The following is a 15341-nucleotide window of genomic DNA, read 5'->3' as shown; positions in this document are numbered from 1 at the left end:
TCCGGCCGCTGCCACGATGGCCGGATGGACGCCAAGGAACAGGTACCCGCACCCAAACCCACCCCCGCACCCACCCCCGCGCCCGCACCCGCACCCGCACCCGCACCCCGAACCGTTCCCGCGAAGGCAGCAGCGCCGCGTGCAGTGCGCCGGCTCGATCTCGGCTACTTCGTCCGTCCCGCATCGGAGACCGGAGGCCCGGAACCGCGGGTGGAACCGGCGCTCGCCTATCTGGTGCGGCACGAGGCCGGGCTGCTGCTGTTCGATACGGGTATCGGCATGGCCGATCCGGAAACCGAGGCGCACTACCGGCCGCGGCGCAGGCCCCTGGAAGCGGCGCTGGCCGCGGCCGGGCACCGGCTCGCGGACGTCTCCCTGGTGGTCAACTGCCATCTGCACTTCGACCACTGCGGCGGCAATCCGCTGCTGGCCGGGAAACCCGTCCTCGTACAGGCGACGGAGCTGGAACTGGCCCGCCGGAGCGGGTACACGGTGGACGCGCTGGTCGACTTCCCGGGTGTCGTGTACGAGGAACTGCACGGTGAGGCCGAGGTGTGGCCCGGCGTGCACATCGTCCCGACGCCGGGCCATACCGCGGGGCACCAGTCGTTGGCCGTACGGCAGCCGGACGGCACCGTCGTCCTGGCGGGCCAGGCGCACGATTTCGCCTCGGAGTTCGCGTCGGACCAGCTGGCCCGGCAGGCCGCCCTCGACGGTGCCGGCGCCCCGCTGCCCGGGCACCCGGCGTGGCTGGAACGGCTCAACGCGTTCGACCCGCGGCGGGTGTTGTTCGCCCACGACTGTTCGGTGTGGGAACCGGCTCGATAGGCGGGCCGACAGCGGCAGGCCGCGAAGCCTGTTTCCCGCGGGGACAGAGCGCCCGAAAAGGCTTATGTCCTGCCGTTGTTGGGGAAACTGCTGGTGAGGCCGGCGGAAATCCGGGGATGGGCGGTGCGTCCCAGCCGTGGGCAGGTGCGTCCCACCCATGGGCAGGCGCGTGTCAGCCATGAGCAGGTGCGTGCCGACGAGACCGTGACCGACGGAATCGCCGTGCATCGCGTCCGCCACACGTCGGTGTTCCGTCCGCGAATCCGCCCCGCTTTTCGGTGGTGCGCAGCCGTCCCGCCTGCCCATTTCACATTGCTGCGGGTGCCGACGCCGTCCCGACGGCAGTCCGTCCCCGCTCACCGGGCTCACAGGCCTGACAAGAAAAGGAACCATCATGGCCAAGAAGGAACCGACCGCCGTCCCGCGGTCACCCGCTGCCGTCACCCACGAGAAACTCCTCAAAGCGATCGCCGGCGAAGCCACCGCCCTCCGCAAGGGCAAGCGGAAAGGGCGGTCCAGCAAGGCGCTGAAAAACCTCTCCCGTGCGTACGCTCTGGTCACCGCCGAGGGTGCCCATCACGACGTCGGTGTGCCCGCCGCCACCGGCAAGAGCCGCGGCAGGACTTTCCTTCCGTCGATGCGCACCGTCTTCCTGGTGAAGCGGGCGGGCGGCAAGAAGGGCAAGCGGGACGGTGCGGCCGACGGGTGACGGGCGCCGGGTGACGGCCGATGGGTGACGCGATGCCCTCTCACCAGGTGCTGTCGCCCCGCAGAACCGCGTCCGCTCCGCCGTCGAGGAAGACGACCTGCCCGGTGACGTGCGTGTTCTCGGGTGATGTCAGCCAGGTCAGCAGCGCCGCGGCCTGCTCCGGACGGGCGTGTCCGTGCAGCGGCATCGGCACGCCGGCGTTCACCATCCGGCGGGTGTCCGGGTCGGCGAGCATGGGCGCGGTCATCGGCGTGACGACGGTGCCGGGGGCCACGGCGTTGAGCGGGATGCCGACGCCCGCCCAGTCGCCGGTCGGTGCGGTACGGCGGATCCAGCGCGCGATGGCGGCCTTGGACGAGCCGTAGACGAGGTGGCTCTCGCCGCGGTCGACGGCCGCCTGCGCCGCGGCGACCGCCGCCGGTTCGTCACCGGCCAGCGCGGCGTCGACGATGGCGCTGTCGTACGGGTGCACCGACGCGATCGAGGAGACCACGACCGCGCGCGGGTCGGTGCCGGCGGTGAGCAGCGGGCGCAGCCCTTCCAGGGTGGCCACCGCGCCGAAGTGGTTCACCTTGACGGTCAGCGGGTCGAAGGCGGCGGTACCGGCGCAGGCGATCACCGCGTCCAGTCGGCCGCCGGTCAGTTCCCGGGCCCGTACGGCCAGTTCCGTACGGCCTTCGGCGGTGGCGAGGTCCGCTTCGATGTCGGCGTCCTTGAGGTCGGCGCCGATCACGGTGTGGCCCTGCGCGCGGAGACGGGCGGCGGTGGCCTCGCCTATGCCGGAGGCCGCTCCGGTCACGAGGTAGGTACGGGACGGCATGGTGTGCTCCTCGGTCGATGCTGGCCGCGCCAACATACCCGCGGGTTCCGAACGCCCCGCACGCCACCTCGGCCTGGCCCGTACGTACGCCCGTAGCGCACGCCCACCAGCCCGTCAGCGCCTCTCACCCCGCCCCGTAAACCCCCTCCGCCGCCCTCGCACCGGCCACCAGCCCCCGCACGGCCTCCCCCACCTCGCCCGGGCTCCAGCGGGCCCCTTTGTCGGCGGTGGGGCCGGGGCGCCAGCCCTCCATGACCGTGATCCGGCCGCCTTCCGCGGAGAAGATGCGGCCGGTGACGCCTTCGGAGGCGGCTGAGCCGAGCCAGACGACGAGCGGGGAGACGTTCTCGGGGGCCATGGCGTCGAACGTGCCGTCCGTCGGCGCGGCCATGGTCTCGGCGAAGGTCCGCTCGGTCATCCGTGTGCGGGCGGCTGGCGCGATGGCGTTGACCTGGACCCCGTACCGGCTCAGCTCGGCGGCGGCCACGAGGGTGAGGCCGAGGACGCCGGCCTTGGCGGCGGAGTAGTTCGCCTGGCCGACGCTGCCCGCGAGGCCCGCGCCGGAGCTGGTGTTGACGACGCGCGCCCGCGGCGGGCGGCCCGCCTTCGCCTCCGCGCGCCAGTGCGCTGCCGCGTGCCGGAGCGGCAGGAAGTGGCCCTTGAGGTGGACGCGCAGCACGGCGTCCCACTCGTCCTCGGTGAGGTTCACCAGCATCCGGTCGCGGACGAAGCCCGCGTTGTTGACCAGGGTGTCCAGGCGCCCGAATGTGCCGAGCGCGGTGGCCACGAGCGAGGCGGCGCCCGCGGGCGTGGCGATGTCCCCGTCGTGGGCGACCGCCTCGCCGCCCGCCGCGCGGATCTCCGCGGCGACCTCCTCGGCGGGTCCGCCCGCTTCCGCCGCCGGGCTGCCGTCCGGCCGTACGCCCAGGTCGTTGACGACGACGCGCGCCCCCTCGGCGGCGAACGCCAGCGCGTGGGCGCGCCCGAGGCCGCGGCCCGCCCCGGTGACGGCGACCACGCGCCCGGCGCACAGCCCCGCACCGGCCGCTTCCTTGCGCGCGTTCTCAGCCATCTGCGTCCTCCGGGTCGGTGGTTGCGGGCGTACGGAACGAAGGCGGACCGCTCGGCGCGCCGGCAGCGGCGTCCAGGAACGCCGGCCGCTCGCCTCCGCCGTGGACGGCGAGGCTGGCGCCGGTCACGTACCCGCACCGGTCCCCCGCCAGGAAGGCGCAGACCTCGCCGACCTCGTCGGGGGTCGCGAGGCGGCCGAGCGGGACGGTGCGGCCGACGGCGGCGACGCCCGCCGCGTCGCCGTAGTGCAGGTGGGAGCGTTCGGTGTGCACCATGCCGACGACGAGCGTGTTGACGCGGATGTGCGGCGCCCATTCGACGGCCAGGGTGCGGGCGAGATTTTCCAGGCCCGCCTTGGCAGCTCCGTAGGCGGCGGTGCCGGGCGAGGGGCGGGTGCCGCTGACGCTGCCGACCATGATGATGGAACCGCCGGTCCGCTGGTCCACCATGACGGCGCGGGCGGCGAGGGACGCGGTCAGCGGTGCGACGAGGTTCAGCTCGATGACCCGGGCGGCCTGCTGCGGCGTGGAGTCGGCGAGGAGCCGGTAGGGGGTGCCGCCCGCGTTGTTGACGAGGATGTCGAGACTGCCGTACCGGTCCCGTACGCGGGCGAAGCAGGCGGTGACCGCGTCGGCGTCGCGCACGTCCACCTGCTCGAAGACGGCGGCGCGCCCGTCCGCCCCGGCGACCGGCCGGTCCGGCGGGCGGCGCGCGGCGGCGACGACCGTGGCGCCCGCCGCGAGCAGGGCCCTGGCGATGCCGGCGCCGACGCCGCGCGTGCCGCCGGTGACGACCGCGACGCGCCCCGACAGGTCGATGCCGATCGCCAAAAGGCCACCTCCGCCCTCCCGTTGCGGGCGCCGCGCTGCTACCTTCTCAGACACCCGGCACCTAACAAACGTTTGGTGGAAAGGTAGCTGATCCGCCCATGGGTGTCTCCACCGCCGTCACGCTGTCCCGCCCCGGGGACGGCATCGCACTCGTCACCGTCGACCGGCCGCCGGTCAACGCCCTGCCCGTACAAGGGTGGTTCGACCTCGCCGACGCGGTACGGGCGGCGGGCCGCGACCCCGGCATCCGCTGTGTGGTGCTCGCCGCCGCCGGGCGCGGGTTCAACGCGGGGGTGGACATCAAGGAGTTGCGGAGGACACCGGGGTTCGGCGCGCTGCTCGGCGTCAACCGCGGGTGCCACGCGGCGTTCGGGGCCGTGTACGACTGCGAGGTGCCGGTCGTCGCCGCGGTGCAGGGCCACTGCCTGGGCGGCGGGATCGGGCTGGTCGGCAACGCGGACGCGATCGTGGCGAGCGAGGACGCGACGTTCGGCCTGCCGGAGCTGGACCGTGGCGCGCTCGGCGCGGCCACCCACCTCGCCCGGCTGGTCCCGCCGCACCTGATGCGCACCCTCTACTACACCTCGCGCACCGTGACCGCCGCCGAACTCCACCGGCACGGCTCGGTGTGGGAGGTGGTGCCGCGCGAGGCGCTGCTGGCGGCGGCGCTTGCGCTGGCCGGGGAGATCGCTGCCAAGGACGGGTATCTGCTGCGGCTGGCCAAGGCCGCCATCAACGGCATCGACCCCGTCGACGTACACCGCAGCTACCGCTTCGAGCAGGGCTTCACCTTCGAGGCCGGCCTCAGCGGGGTGGCGGACCGGCTCCGGGACGCGTTCGGGAACGGGACGCCGCGACCCGCGGACCAGCCGGGCACAGCAGGAACCAACACGCCTGAGGAGGGAGCGGGTTGAGCGACAAGACCATGACCGCCGACGGCGTCGTGGCGCGGCTGGCGAGCGGCATGACCATCGGCATCGGCGGCTGGGGCTCGCGCCGGAAGCCGATGGCTCTCGTACGGGCCCTGCTGCGCTCCCCGCTGACGGACCTCACGATCGTCTCCTGCGGCGGCCCGGACGTCGGCCTGCTGGCTGCCGCCGGGAGAATACGGCGGCTGGTCACGCCCTTCGTCACCCTGGACTCCGTCCCGCTGGAGCCGCATTTCCGCGCGGCACGCGAGCGCGGCGCCTTCGCGCTGACCGAGCTGGACGAGGCGATGTTCATGTGGGGGCTGACCGCGGCCGGCCAGCGGCTGCCCTTCCTGCCGGTACGGGCCGGCCCGGGGTCCGACGTCATGCGGGTCAACCCCCACATCCGTACGGTGACTTCGCCGTACGCGGACGGCGAGGAGCTGGCCGCCGTACCCGCGCTGCGGCTGGACGCTGCCCTGGTGCACCTCAACCGGGCGGACGCGCGCGGCAACGGCCAGTACCTGGGGCCCGACCCGTACTTCGACGACCTCTTCTGCGAGGCGGCGGACGCGGCGTACGTCTCGTGCGAGCGGATCGTGGACGGCGCGGAGCTGAGCCGGGCGGGCGGCCCGCAGACGCTGCTGGTCAGCCGGATGTTCGTCAGCGGTGTCGTCGAGGCGCCGCACGGCGCGCACTTCACCTCGTGCGCGCCGGACTACGGGCGGGACGAGGCGTTCCAGCGGGCCTACGTACGAGCGGCGGCGGAGCCGGACGCCTGGGCCGCGTTCGCGAAGCGCTTCCTGTCGGGCGACGAGGACGACTACCGCGCCGCGGTCGCCGCCTTCGCCGAGGAGACCGCCGGGGAGCACGCATGACAGCCGGGGAGCGCACATGACAGCCGAGGCCGGACCCATGACCGTCACCCGCGCCGAGTACTGCGTGGTCGCGTGTGCCGAGGCGTGGCGCGGCGCGGGCGAGGTGCTCGCCTCCCCCATGGGCACCGTCCCCGCCCTCGGCGCCCGCCTGGCGAAGCTCACCTTCTCCCCGGACCTCCTGCTGACGGACGGCGAGGCGCTGCTCGTCGGCGACGCGCCGGAGCCGGGGAACGGAGCGGCGGTGGCGGAGGGCTGGCTCCCGTACCGCCGCCATCTGGCGCTGGTCGCCACCGGCCGCCGGCACGTCATGATGGGCGCGAGCCAGATCGACCGGTACGGCAACCAGAACATCTCCTGCGTCGGGGACTGGGCGCGCCCCTCCCGGCAGTTGCTCGGAGTGCGCGGCGCGCCCGTCAACACGCTCAACAACCCGACCAGTTACTGGGTGCCCCGGCACTCGCCCCGGACCTTCGTCGCGCGGGTGGACATGGTCTGCGGCGTCGGGTACGACCGGGCCGCGGCGGCCGGGCCGTCCGCCACCCGCTATCACGACGTGCGGGAGGTCGTCAGCAATCTCGGCGTCTTCGACTTCGACACGCCGGACCGCACCATGCGGATCCGGTCGCTGCACCCCGGCGTACGGCCGGCGGACGTACGGGAGGCGACCGGATTCCCCCTGCGCGGGGCGGACGGCGGGGTGCCCGAGACACGCGCGCCGGACCCTGCCGAGCTGCGGCTGCTCCGCGAGGTGCTCGATCCGGGCGGGCTGCGCGACCGGGAGGTGCCGCCGTGCGGCCCCTGACCACCGCGCTCACCGAGCTGACCGGCGTCCGGTACCCGATCGTGCAGACCGGCATGGGCTGGGTCGCCGGGCCGCGCCTGGTCTCCGCCACCGCCGAGGCCGGGGCGCTCGGCATCCTCGCCTCCGCCACCATGTCCGCGGAGCGGCTGCGGGCCGCGGTCCGCGAGGTGGCCGCCCGTACGGACCGGCCGTTCGGCGTCAACCTGCGGGCGGACGCCGGGGACGCGGCGGAGCGGGTGCGGATCATCGTCGAGGAGGGCGTACGGGTGGCCTCGTTCGCCCTGGCGCCCTCGCGGGAGCTGATCGCCCGGCTGAAGGACGCGGGCGTGGTCGTCATCCCGACGGTGGGGGCGCGGCGGCACGCGGAGAAGGTCGCCGCGTGGGGCGCGGACGCGGTGGTCGTCCAGGGGGCCGAGGGCGGCGGGCACACCGGCGAGGTGGCCACCACCGTGCTGCTGCCGCAGGTCGTGGACGCGGTGGACATCCCCGTGGTGGCGGCCGGCGGCTTCCACGACGGGCGGGGGCTGGTGGCCGCGCTGGCCTTCGGGGCCGCGGGCGTGGCCATGGGCACGCGTTTCCTGCTCACCTCCGACAGCACCGTCCCGGCCGCGGTCAAGGCGCGCTATCTGGCCGCCTCGGTCCGGGACGTGACCGTGACGCGCAAGGTGGACGGGCTGCCGCACCGGATGCTGCGGACGGACCTGGTCGCCGCCCTCGAACGGTCCGGGCGTCCGGCGGCCCTGCTGCGGTCCGTGCGGCACGCGGCGGCGTTCCGGAAGCAGACGGGCACGGGCTGGGCCCGTATGGTGCGCGACGGGCTGGCCATGAAGCGCGGCGCGGAGCTGACCTGGGGCCAGGTGCTGCTGGCCGCGAACACGCCGATGATGCTGCGGGCCGGCCTGGTGGAGGGCCGTACGGACGCCGGGGTGCTGGCGTCCGGTCAGGTGGCGGGGCTCATCGGCGACCTGCCGTCGTGCGCGGAACTGGTCGACCGCGTCATGGCCGAGGCGGCGGCGACGCTGGCCCGGCTGGGGGCCGGCCACCCGGCCTGAGCAGGGCGCCACGCCGGGGGCGGGCCACCCGGCGCCGATCGGGCCGCCGCCCGGACCCGTACCGTCCGGCCGGCGACCGGCCACCCGGCTCGAACGCATGCCCCGAATATCGAACGGGACTCCGGCGGACTACGGTGGGGACCGACCAGAGAGGTTGCCCGTGGTGCCATCGCGGGCGCAGGTTTCCATCGGGGGAGATCAGATGCGCAAGTTTCTCGCCACAGCCGTCGCGGTGACGGCGCTCAGCTCGACGCTCGGTCTGGCCACCGCGTCGCAGGCCGCCGCGGCCCCGCGGGCGCCGCAGTGCGCCAAGGTGCTGAAGTACTTCACCAAGGACCACCAGCGGGTGGTCCGCCTGAAGAACCTCTGCAAGCAGCGCCCGGCCTGCTACACGATCGTCGTACCGACCCGGCCCGCCGTGAACGGACGCCTCGCCAAGGCACAGACGAAGGACGTCCGGTACGGCACGGACCGGGGCCCGCGCGCCCTGTACGTGAAGAACCGGGCCTGCTGACGCGGGCGCGCCGCCGGGCCGGGGCCGCGGTCCCGGCCCGGTTTCACAGCCGTTCGACCACCGTCACATTGGCCTGCCCGCCGCCTTCGCACATCGTCTGGAGGCCGTAGCGCCCGCCGGTGCGCTCCAGCTCGTGCAGCAGCGTCGCCATGAGTCTGCACCCGGTCGCGCCGAGCGGGTGGCCGAGCGCGATGGCGCCGCCGTTGACGTTGACCCGGGCGGGGTCGGCGCCGGTCTCCTTCAGCCAGGCCAGCACCACCGGCGCGAACGCCTCGTTGATCTCCACGAGGTCGATGGCGTCGATGCGCAGCCCGGTCTTCTTCAGGGCGTGCGCGGTGGCCGGGATCGGCGCGGTCAGCATCCGGATCGGGTCCTCGCCGCGGACGGACAGGTGGTGGACGCGGGCCCGCGGCGTCAGGCCGTGGTCCCGTACGGCACCTTCGCTCGCCAGCAGCAGGGCCGCCGCGCCGTCGGAGACCTGGGAGGAGACGGCGGCGGTGAGCCGCCCGCCGGGCACCACGGGCGGCAGGGCGGCCATCTTCCCGGCGGACGTGTCGCGCCGCGGGCCCTCGTCGGCCGTCATGTCCCCGTACGGGACCAGCTCGCGCGCGAAGCGCCCCTCGTCGAGGGCGCGCACGGCCCGCCGGTGCGAGCCCAGCGCGTACTCCTCCATATCCGTACGGGATATGCCCCACTGCTCAGCGATCAGCTCGGCTCCGTGGAACTGGTTCACGGGCCGGTCGCCGTAGCGGGCGCGCCAGCCCGCGCTGCCGGCGAACGGGCCCTCGGTCAGGCCGAGCGGTTCGGCGGCCCGGCGACTGGCGAAGGCGATGGGCACCATCGACATGTTCTGGGTGCCGCCCGCGACCACCAGGTCCTGGGTGCCGGAGAGCACGCCCTGCGCGGCGAAGTGGACGGCCTGCTGGGAGGAGCCGCACTGCCGGTCGACGGTGACGCCCGGCACCTCCTCGGGCAGCCCGGCCGCCAGCCAGCTGGTCCGGGCGATGTCCCCGGCCTGCGGGCCGACGGCGTCCAGGCAGCCGAAGACCACGTCGTCCACGGCGGCCGGGTCCACGCCCGTGCGTGCCATCAGCGCCTTCAGCACGTGGGCGCCGAGGTCGGCCGGATGCGCGGCGGCGAGCCCGCCGCCGCGCTTGCCGACGGGGGTGCGCAGCGCGTCGATGATGTAGGCCTCGGCCATGCGGGCTCCTCGGTCGTCGGGGCGTGCGCGGTGCTTCTTGAAGGGGCGCTGTGCGGTCAGTCCCGTACGGCGATGCCGTCCAGCACCATCGACAGGTACTGGCGGGCGATCTCCTCCGGGCCGTGGTGGCCGCCCGGCCGGTACCAGCTCGCGGCGACCCAGACGGTGTCGCGGACGAACCGGTAGGTGAGCCGGGCGTCCAGCTCGGGGCGGAAGACGCCCTCGGCGACGCCGCGTTCCAGCGTGCCGAGCCACGCCTTCTCGAATCTGCGCTGTGAGTCGGCGAGGTAGCCGAAGCGCGGGCGGGCGGCCAGCTGCCGGGACTCGTTCTGGTAGATGGCGACGGCGGCGCGGTGCCGGTCGATCTCCCGGAAGGACTCGGTGACCAGCGCCTCGATGGTCTCCCGGGGGCCGAGACCGGCCGCGAGCACCGCGTCGTAGCCGGCCCACAGCTCGTCCAGGAACGTGCTGAGGATCTCGTCCAGCATCGATTCCTTGGAATCGAAGTGGTAGTAGAGGCTGCCCGCGAGCAGCCCGGCCTCCTCCGCGATACGGCGTACGGTGGTGGCGCTGTAGCCGTGCGCGGCGAACACCTCGGCCGCGGCGGCGAGCAGTTCGCGACGGCGGGCGGGCGAGGGGGTCACGGCGGGCTTCTTCTGGGACTTGCCGCCGGTCTTCCGGGGCTTGCTGTCGGTGGGCACCGGGCCATTGTCGCTCCCCCGCTCACGCGCGCTGGCTGCTGACCGGGACCGTCTCGCCGGTCATGTACGAGGCGTAGTCGCTGGCCAGGAAGACGATGACGTTGGCGACCTCCCACGGCTCGGCGGAGCGCCCGAACGCCTCCCGGGCGGCGAGCCCGGCCAGCAGCTCCTCGTCGGCGACCTTCGCCAGGTGCGGGTGGACGGCCAGGCTGGGCGAGACGGCGTTGACCCGCACCCCGTACGCGGCGGCCTCGACGGCGGCGCAGCGGGTCAGCGCCATCACCCCGGCCTTGGCGGCGGCGTAGTGCGCCTGGCCGCGCTGGGCCCGCCAGCCGACGACGGAGGCATTGTTGACGATCACTCCGCCCTGCCCCGCGGCCCGCATTCTGCGCAGTGCGGCGCGGGTGCAGCGGAAGGTGCCGTTCAGCGTGACGTCCAGGACGGCGGTCCACTGCTCGTCGGTCATCGCCACCAGGTCGGCGCTGCCGCCGAGTCCGGCGTTGTTGACCACCACGTCCAGCCGTCCGTGCCGCCGCTCGACGCCGTCGAAGAGGGCGGTGACCTGGGCCTCGTCGGTGACGTCGCAGGGCAGCGCGGCGACCCGCGCGGCGCCGAACTCGGCGGCGAGCGCCGCCTCGGACTCCTTCAGCCGCCGGGTGTGCGCGTCGGAGAGGACCACGTCCGCGCCCTCCTCCAGGAGCCGGCGGGCGGTGGCGCCGCCGATACCGGTGCCCGCCGCGGCGGTGACGACCGCCGTCCGCCCGTCGAGCAGGCCGTGCCCGCGGACGTACGGGGGTGCCTGCGGTGTCTGCGGTGCCGGGTGCGCCGTCGGAGGCTTCTCGGGCGTCATGGCCGTACGCTAACCTACCTAACACTTGTTAGGGAACGGTCGCGGAGCAGCCGCGGCCCCCGGCAGGAACCACGCCGGAGCCAGCCGCCACCGCAACGGGAGGCCGCTCGTCGATGGATCTCGAACTCGGCCCGGAGGACGAGGAGTTCCGGCAGGAGACGCGGACCTGGCTGGCCTCCCATGTGCCCGCCGAACCGCTGCCCTCCCTGGAGACGGCCAAGGGCTTCGCCGCCCACCGGGAGTGGGAACGCGAGCTGTACGGCGGCCGCTGGTCGGCCGTGACCTGGCCGGAGGAGTACGGCGGGCGCGGCGCGTCGCTGCTGCGGTGGCTGCTGTTCGAGGAGGAGTACTACGCGGCGCGCGCTCCGGGCCGGGTCTCCCAGAACGGCATCAGCCTGCTCGCCCCCACCCTCTTCGCGCACGGTACGGACGAGCAGGTGGCGCGGGTGCTGCCGCCGATGGCGCGCGGGCAGACGATCTGGGCGCAGGCGTGGTCGGAGCCCGGCGCGGGCTCCGACCTCGCCGCGCTGCGCTCGTCCGCCGTACGGACCGACGGCGGCTGGCTGCTGCGCGGGCACAAGACATGGTCCTCCCGGGCCGCCTTCGCGGACCGCGCCTTCGGGCTGTTCCGCAGCCATCCCGGCGCGGACCGGCCGCACCACGGCCTGACGTACCTGATGTTCGACCTGGCCGCGCCGGGCGTGACGGTACGGCCCATCGGCCGCCTCGACGGCAAACCCGCCTTCGCCGAACTCCGCCTGGACGACGTGTTCGTGCCGGACGCGGACGTGATCGGCGAGCCGGGCCAGGGGTGGCAGGTCGCCATGAGCACGGCAGGCAACGAACGCGGGCTGACGCTGCGCAGCCCCGGACGCTTCACGGCCGCCGCCGGCCGGCTCGCCGCCCTGTGGCGGGCCACCGCCGACCCGGCGGACACTGCGCTGCGCGACCGGGTCGCCGACGCGCTCATAGGAGCCCGCGCCTACCAGCTGTCCGCCTACGCAGGCGTCGCACGCCTCACGGAGGGCGGCACCCCGGGCGCCGGGGCCAGCCTCACCAAGGTCTTCTGGTCCGAACTCGACATCGCCCTGCACGAGACCGCGCTCGACCTCCTCGGGCCGCGCGGCGAACTGGCCGACGCCGCACCCGAGGCACCGGACCACGGCAGCTGGGCCGACGGCTGGGTCTTCGCGCTGGCCGGTCCGGTCTACGCCGGTACGAACGAGATCCAGCGCGACATCATCGCCGAGCGGCTGCTGGGCCTGCCGAAGGGACGGCGCTGAGCGGGCCGCGCCGGTGGGAGGAGTGAGGATGCGGTTCCTGCTGGACGCGGAGCAGGCGGAGTTCGGCCGGACCCTCGGCCGCATGCTGGCGGCGGCGGACACCCCGGCGGCCGTACGGGCCTGGGGCGCCGGTGACAGCGGGCCCGGGCGCGCGGCGTGGCGGCGGCTCGCCGGGGCCGGGGTGTTCGGGCTCGCCGTACCGGAGAAGCACGAGGGTGCTGGGCTCCTGCCCATCGAACTGGTCGTGTCTTTCGTGGAGTTGGGGCGGCATGCCGTACCCGGGCCGCTGGCGGAGACGGTCGCGGCGGCGGTCCTGCTGGACCGGCTCGGCGACGCGGACGGCCTGGCCGATACCTGGCTGCCCGCGATCGCGGCCGGGGACGCGATGGTGTCGTACGCGGACCTGTCCCGCGGTCCGTACGCCCTTGATGCGGCGACCGCCGATGTGACGCTCCTCGTCGACGGCGACACGCTGCGGGCCTCCGGCGGGAACGGGCCGGTCCAGCCCTCGGTCGATCCGGTGCGGCGACTGACCCGGTGCGCCGCAGGGGCCGTCCTGGCGAGCGGTCCGGCCGTACGGGCCGCCGCCGCGCAGGCCGCGGACACCGCGCGGCTGCTCACCGCGGCCCAGGCGCTCGGCGTCGGCCGGCGACTGCTGGACGACACCGTGGCGTACGTGAAGCAGCGCACCCAGTTCGGCGTCGCCATCGGCTCGTTCCAGGCGGTGAAGCACCGGCTGGCCGATGTGCTGCTGGCGCTGGAGTTAGCCGAGCCGCTGGTGTACGGGGCGGCGGTGGAGCTGGCAGGGGCATCGCAGGCAGGTGTGGCGGGTTCGGCGGATGCGACGGGCGTCGGCATCGCAATGGCGAAGGTGGCCGCGGGCGAGGCGGCGTACACCGCCGCACGGGCCGCACTCCAGCTGCACGGCGCCCTCGGCTACACCGACGAGCTGGACCTTTCCCTGTGGATCCGCAAGGCGCGGGCCCTGCGTGGCGCCTGGGGAACGCCCGCGGAGTGCCGGGCCCGGATCCTCCCCGGCCCCGCGTCGGCCGGAGCGCAAATATTTCACGAGTAAAACACCTGCTAACCTTTCGGGTATGGGGAAGCATGCCAGGCCCACGGGAAAGCGCGCGGCGGTCACGTCCGGGAGCGGCGGCGCCGTACGCGCCCGCCCGCTGCCCATCAGGAGCACGGTGCTGCTGCGCCGCCCCGTGGACATCTGGCACAAGCCCGCGCTGAGCGCCGTCGTCGCGCTCGGCATCCCCGAGTTCACGCTGCTCGCGCTGGGGCGCCTGGATCTGGTGCTCTACACCTCGGCGGGCGCGATGTGCGCCCTGTACGCGCACGGCCTGCCGTACGCGGCGCGGGCCCGCACCCTGGTGTGGGTGGTGCTCGGCATGGTCGCGAGCCTCGGCGTCGCCCTGTCGGCGGCCTCCCTGACCACCTCCGTACCGCTGCTCGTCCTCCTCGCCTCGCTGGTCGCCGCCGTGCACAAGATGGTGTGCGACGCGACGCGCGTCGGACCGCCCGGAAACCTGATCTTCACCTTCATCTCGGCATCCGCCTTCTTCGTTCCGCAGCGGATCGGGCAGCTGCCCTTCCACCTGGCGCTGGCGCTCGGCGCGGGCGGGCTGGCCTGGCTGGTGTGCATGGCGCCCGCGCTGGTCCGGCCCCGCGGCCCGGAGCGGATCGCGACGGCGCGGGCGCTGGAGGCCGCCGCCGGGCTGCTGCGCTCCGGCCCGGCCGCGGCGGACACCCCCGGCGGGCCGGACCGCGCCCGGCACGCCACCGCGGCCGCCGTGAACGCCGCCTGGCAGACGCTGTTCCAGGTGCCGGGCCGCACCCCTGCCGCGGCAGCCGCCCGCGCCGGGCTGGAGCGGCTGCTCGTACGGGCCGAGTCGGCCCTCGCGGCCCGGGACGCCGATCCGGCGGAGGCCGAGCGTTACTTCCCGGCGCCCGGGGGGGGGGGTGGGGGGGGACCCCCGCTGAGCACGAACGGGCGGCAGGCGTTGTGCCCCCCCCCCCCGCCCCCGGCCGCCCGCGCGGCTTCCCCGCCGTGCTCCGCCGCCTCGCGCCCGGTTCGCCGCTGCTGCCCATCGGCGCGCGGGTCGCCGCGGGCTGTGCGCTGGCGGGCTGGGCCTCGATGGCGGTCGGTGTCGGCCATCCGTACTGGGCCGTGGTCACCGCGGCCTCCATCTACCAGGCCAACACCACCCTCTCGTGGCAGCGGGCCCTCCAGCGCACCCTCGGCAACCTGCTCGGCCTGCTGCTCTTCACCGCGCTGCTGCCGGTGATCCACACCGGCCACCTCGCGATGATCCTGCTGGCGCTCACCTTCCAGTTCTGCGCGGAGGCGAGCATCACCCGCAACTACTGGCTCGGCTCGGTCTGGGTCACCCCGATGGCGCTGCTGCTGACCGAGTTCGCGCGGCAGCTGCCCGCCCGGACGCTGGTCACCGACCGCTGGACCGACACCGTCGTGGGCGCCGCCGTGGGCCTGGCCTGCTGCGTCCTGGTCACCAACCGCCGCGCCGCGGACCGCATCGAGGTCGCGCTCGACCGGGTGGCCGCGGCCGAGGCGGCGGCCCTGCGGCTGCTGGACGGCGACGGCGAGCCGGCCACGGAGGCCGTACAGGACGACGCGCGCGAGACCGGCTGGGCGCGGGACCGGCTCGCCGCGAGCCTGATGGAGCTGCGGGAGGCGGTGGAGGTGTCGGCCGGCGAGTGGTGGCAGCGGGCCGTCCCCGAGGAGCGCGTCACCCTGGCCGAGCAGCGGGGGCACCGCACGCTGGCCCGCCTCGTGCGCCGCCTGTCCGCCCCGGCGCTGGCCGCGTAGCGCGTGGCCGCCGGACCGGGCCGTCCCCCGGCAGCCACCCCCCGGGCCGCGCCGGTGC

17 protein-coding genes are annotated in these 15341 nt (G+C 74.8%); 11 read left to right on the top strand and 6 right to left on the bottom strand.

The genetic code is table 11. From position 1 onward, the window contains the following. Positions 1 to 144 precede the first annotated feature (144 nt). Positions 145 to 828 (top strand): N-acyl homoserine lactonase family protein, encoded by a 684-nt coding sequence (locus IH45_RS0125405; RefSeq protein WP_030672838.1) that lies wholly within the window; start codon positions 145 to 147, stop codon positions 826 to 828. A 394-nt stretch (positions 829 to 1222) separates the two neighbouring features. Then, the gene (locus IH45_RS0125400) at positions 1223 to 1537 is read left to right on the top strand and encodes a hypothetical protein (RefSeq protein WP_030672835.1); all 315 of its coding nucleotides are present in this window, start codon (positions 1223 to 1225) and stop codon (positions 1535 to 1537) included. Positions 1538 to 1577: 40 nt separating this feature from the next. Here IH45_RS0125400 and IH45_RS0125395 read toward each other — a convergent pair whose 3' ends face one another. The 3 genes from IH45_RS0125395 to IH45_RS0125385 form a co-directional block, all read right to left on the bottom strand. Then, entirely contained in the window at positions 1578 to 2357 is a 780-nt protein-coding gene (locus IH45_RS0125395; protein WP_030672833.1) for an SDR family oxidoreductase, read from the bottom strand. 124 nt (positions 2358 to 2481) lie between these two features. Beyond that, on the bottom strand, positions 2482 to 3429 hold the full coding sequence (locus IH45_RS0125390) for an SDR family oxidoreductase (protein ID WP_030672831.1): 948 nt from the start codon (positions 3427 to 3429) through the stop codon (positions 2482 to 2484). After that, the gene (locus IH45_RS0125385; RefSeq protein WP_030672828.1) at positions 3422 to 4258 is read right to left on the bottom strand and encodes an SDR family oxidoreductase; all 837 of its coding nucleotides are present in this window, start codon (positions 4256 to 4258) and stop codon (positions 3422 to 3424) included. The genes IH45_RS0125390 and IH45_RS0125385 overlap by 8 nt, the downstream gene beginning before the upstream one ends. Before the next feature lie 98 nt (positions 4259 to 4356). On the opposite strand from IH45_RS0125385, the gene IH45_RS0125380 reads away from it, so the two are divergent. The 5 genes from IH45_RS0125380 to IH45_RS0125360 all read left to right on the top strand — a co-directional run bounded on the left by IH45_RS0125380 (position 4357) and on the right by IH45_RS0125360 (position 8412). Next, positions 4357 to 5172 carry an enoyl-CoA hydratase family protein gene (locus IH45_RS0125380; RefSeq protein WP_030672825.1) on the top strand — a complete coding sequence of 272 codons (816 nt, stop codon included), beginning with the start codon at positions 4357 to 4359 and terminating at the stop codon, positions 5170 to 5172. Beyond that, positions 5169 to 6044: a CoA transferase subunit A gene (locus IH45_RS0125375; protein WP_032918326.1), complete on the top strand. Its 876-nt coding sequence runs from the start codon at positions 5169 to 5171 to the stop codon at positions 6042 to 6044. The genes IH45_RS0125380 and IH45_RS0125375 overlap by 4 nt, the downstream gene beginning before the upstream one ends. A 16-nt stretch (positions 6045 to 6060) precedes the next feature. Then, complete coding sequence (locus tag IH45_RS0125370) at positions 6061 to 6846, top strand: CoA-transferase subunit beta (protein ID WP_030672818.1); 786 nt, start codon at positions 6061 to 6063, stop codon at positions 6844 to 6846. Further along, a complete protein-coding gene (locus IH45_RS0125365) occupies positions 6843 to 7898 on the top strand; it encodes an NAD(P)H-dependent flavin oxidoreductase (RefSeq protein WP_030672815.1) in 1056 nt (351 codons plus the stop codon). The genes IH45_RS0125370 and IH45_RS0125365 overlap by 4 nt, the downstream gene beginning before the upstream one ends. A 202-nt stretch (positions 7899 to 8100) precedes the next feature. Further along, on the top strand, positions 8101 to 8412 hold the full coding sequence (locus IH45_RS0125360; protein ID WP_030672812.1) for a hypothetical protein: 312 nt from the start codon (positions 8101 to 8103) through the stop codon (positions 8410 to 8412). A 43-nt stretch (positions 8413 to 8455) separates the two neighbouring features. On the opposite strand, the gene IH45_RS0125355 is transcribed toward IH45_RS0125360, so the two are convergent. From IH45_RS0125355 to IH45_RS0125345, 3 genes are all read right to left on the bottom strand, one after another. After that, a complete protein-coding gene (locus IH45_RS0125355; protein ID WP_030672809.1) occupies positions 8456 to 9613 on the bottom strand; it encodes an acetyl-CoA C-acetyltransferase in 1158 nt (385 codons plus the stop codon). Between the two features lie 56 nt (positions 9614 to 9669). Next, positions 9670 to 10257 (bottom strand): TetR/AcrR family transcriptional regulator, encoded by a 588-nt coding sequence (locus IH45_RS0125350; protein WP_030672806.1) that lies wholly within the window; start codon positions 10255 to 10257, stop codon positions 9670 to 9672. Positions 10258 to 10336: 79 nt separating this feature from the next. Beyond that, complete coding sequence (locus IH45_RS0125345) at positions 10337 to 11164, bottom strand: SDR family oxidoreductase (RefSeq protein ID WP_050515173.1); 828 nt, start codon at positions 11162 to 11164, stop codon at positions 10337 to 10339. Positions 11165 to 11277: 113 nt separating this feature from the next. Between IH45_RS0125345 and IH45_RS0125340 the strand changes: the two genes are divergently transcribed. The 4 genes from IH45_RS0125340 to IH45_RS1000000150165 are packed head-to-tail and all read left to right on the top strand — an operon-like array spanning position 11278 to position 15283. Further along, on the top strand, positions 11278 to 12447 hold the full coding sequence (locus IH45_RS0125340) for an acyl-CoA dehydrogenase family protein (protein ID WP_030672800.1): 1170 nt from the start codon (positions 11278 to 11280) through the stop codon (positions 12445 to 12447). 28 nt (positions 12448 to 12475) lie between these two features. Beyond that, positions 12476 to 13522 carry an acyl-CoA dehydrogenase family protein gene (locus tag IH45_RS0125335; protein ID WP_030672797.1) on the top strand — a complete coding sequence of 349 codons (1047 nt, stop codon included), beginning with the start codon at positions 12476 to 12478 and terminating at the stop codon, positions 13520 to 13522. 22 nt (positions 13523 to 13544) lie between these two features. Continuing rightward, positions 13545 to 14741, top strand: coding sequence for a hypothetical protein (locus tag IH45_RS01000000144100; RefSeq protein WP_234440666.1), 1197 nt, complete (start codon positions 13545 to 13547; stop codon positions 14739 to 14741). Continuing rightward, positions 14624 to 15283 carry an FUSC family protein gene (locus IH45_RS1000000150165; RefSeq protein ID WP_234440665.1) on the top strand — a complete coding sequence of 220 codons (660 nt, stop codon included), beginning with the start codon at positions 14624 to 14626 and terminating at the stop codon, positions 15281 to 15283. Before IH45_RS01000000144100 ends, IH45_RS1000000150165 begins: the two co-directional genes overlap by 118 nt. Positions 15284 to 15341: the final 58 nt, after the last annotated feature.

Source organism: Streptomyces rimosus subsp. rimosus, assembly GCF_000720725.1.
Lineage (GTDB): Bacteria > Actinomycetota > Actinomycetes > Streptomycetales > Streptomycetaceae > Streptomyces > Streptomyces rimosus_A.
Note: the sequence above shows the minus strand (reverse complement) of the source record. Positions and strands in the feature narration are given on the sequence as shown.